General features: G+C 46.2%; 8 protein-coding genes. 5 read left to right on the plus strand and 3 right to left on the minus strand.

Translation table 11 applies throughout. The features are described 5' to 3' along the window. From AC5JLB_RS07880 to AC5JLB_RS07895, 4 genes are all read left to right on the plus strand, one after another. Positions 1-538, plus strand: a 538-nt coding sequence (locus AC5JLB_RS07880; protein ID WP_495873278.1) for a putative outer membrane beta-barrel protein, incomplete at its 5' end; no start/stop codon positions are given. Between the two features lie 489 nt (positions 539-1,027). Beyond that, complete coding sequence (locus AC5JLB_RS07885) at positions 1,028-1,396, plus strand: trypco2 family protein (RefSeq protein ID WP_495873279.1); 369 nt, start codon at positions 1,028-1,030, stop codon at positions 1,394-1,396. A 10-nt stretch (positions 1,397-1,406) separates the two neighbouring features. Further along, entirely contained in the window at positions 1,407-3,941 is a 2,535-nt protein-coding gene (locus tag AC5JLB_RS07890; protein WP_495873280.1) for a CHAT domain-containing protein, read from the plus strand. A 388-nt stretch (positions 3,942-4,329) separates the two neighbouring features. Further along, positions 4,330-5,391, plus strand: coding sequence for a reverse transcriptase domain-containing protein (locus AC5JLB_RS07895; protein WP_495873281.1), 1,062 nt, complete (start codon positions 4,330-4,332; stop codon positions 5,389-5,391). A 241-nt stretch (positions 5,392-5,632) separates the two neighbouring features. On the opposite strand, the gene AC5JLB_RS07900 is transcribed toward AC5JLB_RS07895, so the two are convergent. The 3 genes from AC5JLB_RS07900 to AC5JLB_RS07910 all read right to left on the minus strand — a co-directional run bounded on the left by AC5JLB_RS07900 (position 5,633) and on the right by AC5JLB_RS07910 (position 10,578). Further along, a complete protein-coding gene (locus tag AC5JLB_RS07900; RefSeq protein WP_495873282.1) occupies positions 5,633-7,747 on the minus strand; it encodes a hypothetical protein in 2,115 nt (704 codons plus the stop codon). A gap of 422 nt (positions 7,748-8,169) precedes the next feature. Next, positions 8,170-8,478, minus strand: a complete 309-nt coding sequence (locus AC5JLB_RS07905; protein WP_495873283.1) for a hypothetical protein — start codon at positions 8,476-8,478, stop codon at positions 8,170-8,172. A 468-nt stretch (positions 8,479-8,946) separates the two neighbouring features. Continuing rightward, entirely contained in the window at positions 8,947-10,578 is a 1,632-nt protein-coding gene (locus AC5JLB_RS07910; protein WP_495873284.1) for a bifunctional DNA primase/polymerase, read from the minus strand. A gap of 188 nt (positions 10,579-10,766) precedes the next feature. On the opposite strand from AC5JLB_RS07910, the gene AC5JLB_RS07915 reads away from it, so the two are divergent. Then, complete coding sequence (locus AC5JLB_RS07915; RefSeq protein ID WP_495873285.1) at positions 10,767-11,102, plus strand: helix-turn-helix domain-containing protein; 336 nt, start codon at positions 10,767-10,769, stop codon at positions 11,100-11,102. Positions 11,103-11,611: the final 509 nt, after the last annotated feature.

Here is an 11,611-nt window from a genome sequence, read left to right on the forward strand (position 1 = left end):
GGTGACTATGAGATCTCTTCAATCTGTTGCGATGCTTTCGGGTCTTGCTGCTTTAGTCGTTTCTCCGCTGTTCGTTGGAGTGGATGCTGCCTCGGCTCAACCTGCTCCTCGCTATGATCGCAGTTATGTGGGCGCTGGCATCTCTGGTGGTGTGCTCAGTGGTGGACGCGGCAATGATGGCACTTCCTTTGGCGGGAATGTTCAAGGTCGCTTTGCCATTCCCAATACTCCTGTATCTGCGCGGGGTTCCGTTTTGTTTACGGGTAAGAATAGTGCAATTATTCCGACCCTGACCTACGATGTGCGGTTGAATGACAAGTCCAATTTGTATGCTGGAGCTGGCTACTCCTTTGTGCAAAATGGTGGGGTGACGTCTCCGATCGGGAATCAAGATGCGGCGGTGCTGACGGCGGGAGTTGAATCCCAAGTGGCGAAGGGCATCGTGGTGTACAGCGATGCCAAGTATGGCATCAATGCGTTCCGAGGTAGCGATGCGGGTGCACTCAGTCTGCAAGCGGGTGTGGGACTGGAGTTCTAAGCTTGTTCATCGCACACAAAGTTACGGTCTTAGGGTGCTAAAGATCCTGAAGAAATGACAAAAGAAAGAGTTCCCCCTCTGGAGGGGAAACCCTTTCTTTTATCAGCGTCTGAGTGAGTTCTAGGTTCACTGCTGCAATTTGCGTGTGCAGTTGTCGATCTCACTTTCCCCGGTTCATTCAACCAACACATAATACAAGCGTGTTACAAACTCTGGCTTAAAGTCGGGCTAACGGCAGTACTACAATACCCTCAAACTCGCATTCTCTTGTTCCATAGCCGCTTAAAGACGACAGCAGCACAACGGGCAAGATTAACGTCATGCCTTGGACTTGGCATGATCTCATTACCTATCCCACCATCATTTGATGCATTACCAAAATGCCATACTACTCGAGCAGACTCAAAGTAGACTAAATTGATGCCTAAGGTGTTTATCGTATGAAGCCTGTAGGCATTTTGAGATTCATAATGCAGAAGGTCTGAATTTATGCCAGATAATAACAATGATTTAATTGGTCTCACCGAATTGATTGAGCAGATCAAGCAAGACTTGATGTCAGCATCCCTTGATCAACAAACAGAGGTGCCTCTGTTTGGAATAAGCGCCGTCGAGTTAGAGTTACAGGTTACGGTTAAGAAAGAAGGGAAGGGAGGACTTAAATTCTATGTAATAGATTTTGGCGGTGCTGCCAGCCGGGACGATGTACAGAAGGTGAAAGTATCACTCTCGCCCCTGTTGAGCAAAGAGCAGCTTCTGAGCCTTTATAAGCAACGCTATCCAGAGAAATGGGAGGCGTTTCTGGCGACAATTAGCGACACGTTATTGAAGGGTAGTGATGACGACCCAGAGATTTAGAAATTGAGATATGAACCGCCGATCCAAACTGCTAGAACTGCTTCTCTCTCCGCTGCTAACATCTAACCACTTTAGGGTGACGGTAACACAATCTCCCGCAGGCGAAGGGTCAGCAGAGTCTTACTTACCGTTTGTAGACGGAGAACAAAACTGGAGATCGACCCTCACCCGCGCTTTGGAGTTGGTTAGTTTTAAGGCGGAGTACTTTACGACGGTTGAGCAAGATTGGATGGTCAAGGCGGATTTGTTAACTGAAAATCGTCAAGCTTTTCACCCTGATCTACGTAAAATCATTGGTCAGGCGCTTTATCGTGCTTTGATTCCTCCCAACAGCAAGGTGGAGCGGCTTTTGAATGAATCGATTCAACTTGCTAACAATTGTGGAGTGCAACTGCTGGTTCAGTTGAAATTTGAAGCGGATACAGTGCAAGTTGCTCATTTACCCGATTATCCCTGGGAGTTAATCCATGATGGGACAGGTTTTTTACTGCACCATCAAGTTGGCTTCTCACGCTACATTGCTTTTTCTGCAGTGCCTCCTAGCCTACCCATGGTTAAGCAAGTTAATGTTTTACTAATCTCCTCTGGTGCTTGCGACAAAGCTTTGGGCTTTAAACCTTTGCCTAAGAAAGAACGAGCGGTGATCGCTGAAACGTTAAAAGCTGCCATTGGGGAACAGCGAATTCGATTAAGGGAATTATCAGAACCAACTCTAGATGAATTAGCTGCTTATCTGACTCAAAACCAGGAGAAGGAAGCACCGCATCTACTGCATTTCGATGGACATGGGCTGTTTGGTAAACAGTGTACTAATCCTGGCTGCCGCACTGTTCACAAGGGAATTAAAAGCAAGAATTGCAAGAACTGTAGTACTTTGTTGCCTGACGCGCAGGGCTATCTGCTGTTTGAGGATGAATATGGTGATTCAGATTATGTAAGTGCTTCACAATTAGGCACAATATTGCAACAGACGCGCCAAAGTGACGGTAAGCATCAAACTGGAGGGGTGGTGGCGTTAGTGCTGAGTGCTTGTCAATCTGGCATGGCGGTAGAAGGAGAATCCGTGTTCCAGGGTACTGCCCAAAATCTCATTCATCATAGGGTTCCGGCAGTAGTCGCCATGCAATATTCGGTGACCTCTGAGAGCATGATCGCTTTTGCTAGGCAGTTTTATTGCTCTATAGGAGAGAAGAATTCACTAGCGGTAGCGGTGAGCCAGGGACGAGCCATGATGCGAGTAGATGGAAACCAGTGGTACCGCCCAGTACTGTACTTACGCTGGCGAGATAACGAAGGAGGACAGTTGTTTGCTGCCTCTGAATCAGATGCAAGTACTCTTAGGAAAGTGAGTATTCCTCAGAAAGCTTACATAGAACAATCACGGGATATGGTTTCTGATGAGCAATTAGAAAATGTATCTTTAGGTCGTGCCAACACACCTATCATAAAGCCAGTCTTAATACTATCAACCCCACAGAAGAATCCGTCACAAAGAATAAAAGAGGTCAGAGAAATTGGAGATGCTCTACGTCGAAGTAGACACCGCCAGCAATTTGAAGTACAAAATAAACTAGAAGTAGGAGCATCTGATTTTTCTTCAGCATTGTCGGAAATTCAGCCTTATATCGTTGACATTGCTGGATGCGAAGATGGAATTGAAGACTTATTTATAGAAGATGATTCTAACAATAAAGAATCGATTCGTTTAGGAGAACTAATATCTAAATTTTTCGATTTTCATAGGAGCGTGGTATGTATTATTTTGAATGGATGTTATTTAGAAGATCAGGCTAGAGAAATCGTTCAGCATGTCGAATTTGTAATTGGGATAAATCAGCATTTAGGAGAAAGGAAAATTCTTGCTTTTCTCACGGAGTTCTATTTTCATTTGGGAACAGGAATAACAATTCAAGATTCGTATAAAGCAGGCTGTTATAAACTTCTACAAACGGGGAGTGATAGTGCTCAATTTCTTACACTTCTAGACAGGAGTAGTGAACTACAACGGCAAGAGCTAGAAAAAGAACTAGCCTCCTGTAATGAAGAGCTAGAAAGTGACCCAAATAATGCATCTTTATGGAGAAAAAGAGCCGATATTCTTAAAGGCTTAAATCGACCTGACGAAGTAACTGAATCATATAAAAAAGCATCTTTGATTGAACCTGGCAATTATGAAATTAGGGCTGAGAAGGGGGATGCATTAGAACAGTTTGGAATGCCTGAGGAAGCAATAACTGCCTATGATGAAGCGCTTGAATTATATCAAGATGACTATGAAGTCTGGTGGAAAAAAGGTAAAGCTCTCGTTGAGGTGAAGAAGTATAGAGAAGCTATGGGATCCTATGAAAAAGCTCTTGCACTTAAGCCACCTTCTCCAACGAACTATGTAATTTATAGGGAATATGGTTTTATTTGTGAAATTCTAGTTCAGTATCAAAAAAGTATAACTTCCTACAAAAACTCCCTGAAACTTCAACCCAAGTATCGGGCAGCAAACTATGACAAGAGAAGGGTATACAGAAAAATGTATTCTGGAAAAAGCTAATTTGTGAGTGTTAGGTTGTATTATATAATGCTGAGACATTCGTGGATTACATATCAATTTCCATTGACTGAAGGCGATGGTGTATTTCAACGCTAACTTTAGCCCCAGGGTCCCTGTCCGGAGCACCCTTCTCTTGGCAACCAGCTTAGCCTGGCTCTAGGCAAAAGACGTAGATATATCTACGGATGTTCTCTTCCCTCAAGATTTGTCCACCTCCAAATAGGTTTGACGCATTGTGATAAAAGCAATACTAAAAAATTATGATTTTATGGATGCTAAGAAGTTTTTCTAAACAGGGTTGCCCGCTAGTTGTTCCCTTTCTAGAAACTAATATTGTAGAAACATAAAGAAGACTATGTTCAACAATAGGTCAGTTAGAAATTCGACCTTGATTCTGTATAAAGATTGTAGTGAGTTAAAGCAAGAATTTCTTTTACTGAAAACGCCGAAGGATGTAGCTAGACTACTAGAAGTTACATACGATCGACTCGTTTACCACCTTTATATATCTTCTGAAAATACTAAATATATTGAGTTTTCAATTCCAAAAAAATCTGGTGATTCTCGGACAATAACAGCTCCCTCGACAGCATTAAAGATTTTACAGCGAAAACTTAGTCAGGTTCTATATAGTGTTTATAAGCCTAGTGATTCTGTTCACGGTTTTGTAGCTGGTCGAAGTATTCTCACGAATGCAAAGCAACATTTACGCAAGAGATTTGTATTGAATATTGACCTCAAAGCTTTCTTCGATAGCATTCATTTTGGTCGAGTAAGAGGGATATTTATTGCGCCTCCTTATAATCTTCCTAAAGAGGTGGCGACAGTTCTTGCTCAGATTTGTTGTCATTCTAATAAGCTTCCTCAGGGTGCTCCAACCTCCCCTATTGTCTCTAATATGATTTGTGTTCGGCTCGATAGGCAACTTCGGTTGTTGGCAAAGAAGTATAAGTGTACTTATACAAGATACGCTGATGATATCACTTTCTCAACAACTCTACCTAATTTCCCGAAAGAAATAGCATTTGAAAGCCCAGGCGGGGATGATTTAGAAAGTTTACTAGGAGAAGAATTAATATTAACGGTTTGGGATAATGGCTTTGAAATTAATGAAAATAAAATTAGATTGCAGCATAAGAATAATCATCAAGGTGTAACAGGATTAACTGTTAATCGATTTCCTAATGTGAATCGTGACTATGTAAGAAAGATTAATTCAATGCTTTATATCTGGCAAGAATTTGGTTTAGCTTCTGCTCAGAAGGGATATATTGAGAAGTACAATGAAAAATCAGGAAAGTTTAATGAAGAAATTCCTCTGTTTCAAGAGGTTCTTCGAGGAAAGATAAATTTTCTTGGAATGGTAAGAGGAAAAGACAATGAGATTTATCTTAAGTATCTAGATTGGTATTGTAGTCTTTCAAACCAAGAAGAAATTTCTAAAGAATAGTTAACGTGAGTTTGGATTAAGCGAAACGTTACCCTGAGCAACGCTTTTGTCACCTTAGTTATCAAATTACTCATATTTTTGTGCGAATGCAATTAACAGCAAGTTGTTTACTGCCACGCAAGAGGTTTAGTTTTGCGAACCTAAGCAACAACTGTTTTATTGCTCTACCCATGCCATTACACTTGCTGAGGAACCGATAGGAAGGTTCTAGCGAAGATCTCAGGCTCCGCCAGAACGGTCCCTAATCTGTAAAGGAGTCCAACGAATCCAACCAATTCTTCAGTAGCAGTTGGTCCTGCGGGGAGAGCCGCCGAAAGGCAACCATTGCCTGCTCCAAGGGTATTGCCGCCGCCCGTGAATCCGCCGCCCCCTGACCTAGAACGACTTCATCAATCACCTGGTCGATCGATCGCCGCTTCTCCTCGGGCGTCACCCGCTCGTACACCCGCCGCAACGTCTGGATCGAATGTCCCATCGCATACGCCAACGCCATCATCTGCTGTTCGTTCAGTCCCATCTCCCCGCCCCACGTCGCCCATACTGCCCGCAGGATATGGGGTGTGATTCGCTTACCGGTCAGCCGATAGGCAGGATTCTCAAACGCCTTGCCAAAACCAACTTCGCTTGGCAATTCACCGGTCAAGGGGTTGACAAACAAGTAGCTCCACGCCGACTGGAAGCCCGTGTGCTCCGGTGAGTTCAGCGGCTGCAATTGGGGGTCCGGCTCGAACTCCATGCGTCCTTTCGTCACCCAGCGCCCCCGCTGCCCCCGCCATTCTTGCACCCACCAGTCATACAGCCAGTCATTCTTGTCGCCTTCGGGCAGCCATTGCCCGCAGAGATACGACTGGTACACGTCGTACAGGCAGGTGCCATCGTCAAACTGCTGGTCGGCGATGACGTATTGCTGAACGCCATAGACCTGTGCTGTTTTGTCCGCGCACACCTCGAGCACATAAACGCCCTTAGGATATTCCTTCCCTTGATGCGTATAGGTGCGATAGAGGCAGTTATCGAGCGGACGACGGTCTCGATCGAGTTCCCGCCACTCGAGGGGAACTTTCGGCAAATACCACCCATCCGGAGGCACATCCTCAGGACGTGTAATCGGGCAATAGGTGGCAATTTTCAGCGTCCGCAACACGCTTTGCCGAGCAGCAGGATAGCTGCTCAAGCGGTGCCAAATCATCAACGATTTTTGACTCTTGGCGATCGCCCGTCCTCGGCGCAGCTGCCCCCATTGGTCACGGAGACGAGTTTCCTTCTGTAGCGGCAGAACTACCTGTTCCCAAATCGCTGCTAACGCGGTTTGACCCTCCCGGCGCTCGATCCACTTGTGCTCGAAGTTGACAACGGTCTGTCGCTTCGCCGTCCACCCGTTCGCTCTCTGCACTTCGGCATCGAGATAGCTGTAGAACAATTTAATTATCGGAATGGACGCATAATCACGATCCAAATCCACCTGGTGTCGGTACACATACTTCGCTAGGGCAATTAAGGCACACAACTTGTTGACGCGAGTCCGAGGACTGGTCGACTCGCAGACGGCAAGCAAAAAGCGATCGTACCTTACCCACCAGTCAGAGAAAGACTGCTGTAAGTGCTTCCAGAGTTGCCGAATTTGTTTTGAGGTCATGTCCTCGAGCTGTTCTTCCTCAACCAAGGGCACGAGGTGCGTGAGCTGAAGTGCAGAGACAGCAATCGGGTGGGCATCGTGTTGCGAGCGGAACCCAAGCATCAGCTCCAGCTCTCGCCGATACAAGTTCATCGAAGATCGTTTGATCGGTTTGAGGTTGATGAGGCGATCAACATGATAGAAGTCGGTGAGAAAGGCATCCAGCGCTGCCAGGTCAGCTTGGAGGGTGAGAGACTGCTGCTCGGGCTGCAATCGATAACGAGAGTACCGCCCGGTGCGATCGGTTAATTTCTGGCTAGCAGCTGCCCCCCGTCCAGTGACGATCGATGGGCAGCGCAGATCAGTGACACTGCGAATGGGACTGGGATACCACGACTGCGATTTGGACCACTCATGCCAGTCCAGAATACGAGGGGCATAGTTGTTGCGGCTGGCTTGTGACGTGCCCAACTGCTCAAAGCCGAGATGCAAGGCTTCTAGCACCCGAACGATGTCGTGAGCCGGCAGCGTCTTGAGAAAGGCGATCGCTACCTCTTTTTCCGCCTGCGTCAGCTTTGCCTTGGGATCTAAACGCGCATGCCCCAAGCCCAAAACGACGATCCGCAAGAGCACCGATTGAAACTGATCCACACGAGATGTGGCTTGATGAGGCGAAAACTGGGCTTGGAGATAGCAGATCTGGTCTTCGGCAGCATCCCAAAGTGTAGGATTCTTTCTCATAATAATGACCTTCAATTTCGAGAGAGAGTTGGAGTGAACAAAATCAGCTTTTATGCAGAAGCTAATAGGCTGATAAGCAAGCAATTTAAGAATTAGTTAAACATGCTTAGCTTTTATTAAAATTAAATGAATTATAAATGAAATGCAATATTTTCTATTTTTGCCTTATGCTAGTAGGTTTTTACCCTGAAATTGGCTTCTGAAAAGCGCTTTAGGCGCTTGAGGATTAAAAATTTTAATAAATATTTGGGATACATGCAATAAATAACTAGGCTTAAATAAAGGCTAAACTCGTGCCATAACTCCTTTATTAAGGATCGAGCAATCGTAAAACTAGAGTTCATTTTCTGTTTTCTTAAGAATTAGCAAATGTTGACGACCTAAGCTGAGAGCTACTCAGATATTTCCAAAAATTAAGCTACCTATTCTGTTGATGTTGTGCCTTTCTCCTTTGCCAAAAGCGTGACCTGCTCCTCCACGATCTGTTGCGGCACTTCGACTAAGATCAACCGTCCTCGCCCGAGTTGCTCGAACAATTCGCTGCGGGAAACCTGGCGATCTCGGCTCAATTGCTCGAGCCCAGCTTGTGCCGTTGGGGTGAGGCTGACAGTAACGTTCCGCTTCAACTCGCCGTACGGGTTGTCAGGAACCCCCCGCATCGATTTCTGCCGCTTGCACCCTTGTTTTTTTTGGTAGGCTTCGCGAGTTCGATGAGCGTGACGGTGGGTCATAAGTTTTCGTCCTGGTGTGAGAAAAGGGGACTGGGGTAGCGGTAGATCATCCGGAGGAGCATAAAAAAACACTGGATCCTGCTCTACAAGGCGTTGTAGAAACAGGATCCAGTGGGTACCTGACGGGCATAAAAATAGTGAAACGATTTGGCGCAGCGCCTGCTCTCGTTGGCTGCATCTAGCAACAGGGTCTGTGAGAACCTGCCAACCATCTATGACAAGACGATATTGGGCTGCCGCTTATTTCGTTTGGTGAATTGTAGCTCAGGTCAGGGCAATAGCAACCATTTTTTTACTGCCACAGTGGCAGTCATTTGACAGGAAATCTGGGGATCAAATAACTACTATTGCCCGACATTAGATTGAACGCACCGCTGGACAGTAGTAAGTCTGCCTTCAACCACAGCTTAAAAATACGTCTACCCAGAAAAGAGGCTGAATAGTTTGCTGTATAATCCTTTTAGCCATTTAATGGGTCAATGCCAAGCCAAATTTTTCATTGAGGAAGATATATACAAGAAACAGATGGATCAGACTTAGGTTTCGAAACTCATCATTCACTAACTGAGGTTTCTGATCGGGTTTCTCTAGTAAAAGTTTTTCATTGAATTGACCCGCCTTGGAATCTAAGTTCTTAAGCTCAAGAACCAACACAGAGAAAGGTTGATCTATAGAAGAATTAGTCGCAAGATTAGGGACTAACAGAGAGATACACTTCATATTCCCTCCCAAGGTGTGAAATTTCTTGCTCTGTAAAGGTTTCGGCGATTTCAGAGGATTAGGATTTTTTGCAGCTACGTCGCTGGGATCGCTCACTGCTTCTGCAATTACAGGCGTTTCGTTGTTGTCCTGGTTGAGGCGGTCGGGATACCAAAACTCACGGTAGCGATAAAGAGTCTGCGTGCTCGTGTGCGCTTCCTGAGCCAGCAGCCGCACTCGGCTGGTGATGTCCGAGGGGAATTGTCCGCTGCTCTGAAGCCGCTCTACAGCTTCCTGAATTCGCCGTTTCGCATCTTCGGCTCGCGCTTGGTTCTGGTTGATGGGAATGACGTCGCTGTTCTCGGCTCCATCGCCCGTGAAGCGATGGGTGTTACGCTGAGGCTCGCTCCCTAGTGCCCACCAGTATTTCTCGGCGGCTCTCGCCCATAGAGTTGATCGCGATGTGATCTCGTGCTGGTGACGGCAGTAGGCTTCGTAACCGGGGGCATTCATGGCGGTAGTTTGGACAAATTCGGCTAAGGCTTCGCCCTGCAATCCCTCGAAGACGACTCCATAGCAGGCGATCGTCTTCAAGAGGTGATTCGTCTGTCCATACCCAGTCCAGCCCTCGTTGATTTCAATCTGCAGGTCGCTGCGCCATTCGTCTACGGCGGCGATGCGATGCCGTTTGCGTTTGCTGCCGTTGCGGCGCGCGACTGCGATCGCTTGGTGCAGGGTTTCGAGGTCTTGCCCGACGGCGGCGCTGTCCCAGTGGCGGAAGAACTGCCCTAAGTCGGTGCCTATAGGATTGCCGTCGGCATCGAGTAGGCAGGAGCCGCTGTCCGGTTGCAGGGGCAGGCGATGGGCGTTATATTCGATGTAGGTGCCGGGAACAGCATAGGCTTTGGTGTTCGGAAAGGTCTCGACTTGTCCCGGAGCGATCGCAATCCCTTGGGCTTCTAGGCACTGCTTCAAAGCTTGTGCGAGTCCGAAGGTGGGCACGGCGTGGGGCAATGGCAGATATAGGTGCAAGCCGCCTGAACTGCTTGATTGCAGCAAGACATGACGGACAATACCAATGGTTTCGAGCGCTGCCAGGATCAGGGTCAACCCACAGGGATTGACTGCTGGATGATAAAGACTTGTCCGGTCAATATCAATGAGGGCATAGGTGGTGGTGGATCCAAATCGCACTCCGACGAGTGTGTTGGAATCGTTCCATCGCTGCCACAGCACGCGTGGACGCAGGGGATGTTTGATATTGGTTATCCACTGCGGCCTTGTCTCGTTCGCTGCGGTAATGACATTCCACCAATAAGGAAACGTCTCGCATAAGCGTTTACCCATTGGATCGAGGGGAAACAGCTCACAACATTGGACCTCAACAGGGTAAGCGCTCATACTGCTAAACCTCCTTAATTTGAGGAGATTTGACTTCAGATCGTTTAATAAAACCTGAATTGTGTAAATCCTTCGTCTCGATGGTTTCCATAGCAGAGTAATCAACTAGAATGGTTTCAGATTCGTCTCAAGCGAATTATTACAATCCGCCCTCGGTTGAATCATTATATTCGCTCTGGGTTAAATCCATGCATCAATATTTTGATAAAACGCTCAAGCAATTCGGTATTACCGGAAAAAAGCTGTCTGAGGTAACAGGGATCAGCACGACCCATATCTCAGAATTTCGTAATGGCAAAACAAACCCATCCTGCGAAATGCTGGAGCGGATGCTAGATGGTGCAGATCAGATCAAGCTGGGCGCAAAACGCCATTTCTGCGAACTTTTAGCAGGAAAAGAACCTCAGCCGATTGAAGACCCGATTGAGCGGTTAGACGATATACAGTTAGCACAATTGCTACTTAGAGTTGCCAATAGACTTGAGAATCGGAAATCGGTACCTCAGGAACTACTTAGCGCCTAAACCATTTAGTCAAATATAGGGACAGCAAACGTTGCAATATCTTGACCTGCTTAGCATTGCCACACAAAGGTTTCAGGATTTGCTTTAGGGAAGTGATAAAAGAGGGATATAGTCACAATCATCTAACTTAAGACGGATAGCTTAAGCTATCCGTCAATTCCAGGCTTTAGAGTGTTTTAATGCTTATGGCTATAGTTTTTCAGACTAAACCTCTTGTTCTAGACCCAAAGCTGTCTTTCCAAAAATCACTGCTAGAAGTGAGGTTCAACCGCTCTAATTCATATGTCTAGAATACAATACTGTATTTGAAGCGTTTCTGTTAAATGAGACTTCTGCTTGTGGGTGCACTTAACCAGAGCTTGAAAAGTAGAACAAGATGCTGGATTACCCTCACTAAAATTTAGCTTTGTTCTTTCTCAATAGCAGGTAAAGACTGTCAAATGACAGCGACATTGGGCTCTTCCGAGCTTTTGGTGAAGCTGAGAAAACGATTGCTGCACTACGTTGAG

Source organism: Myxacorys chilensis (genome assembly GCF_059505265.1).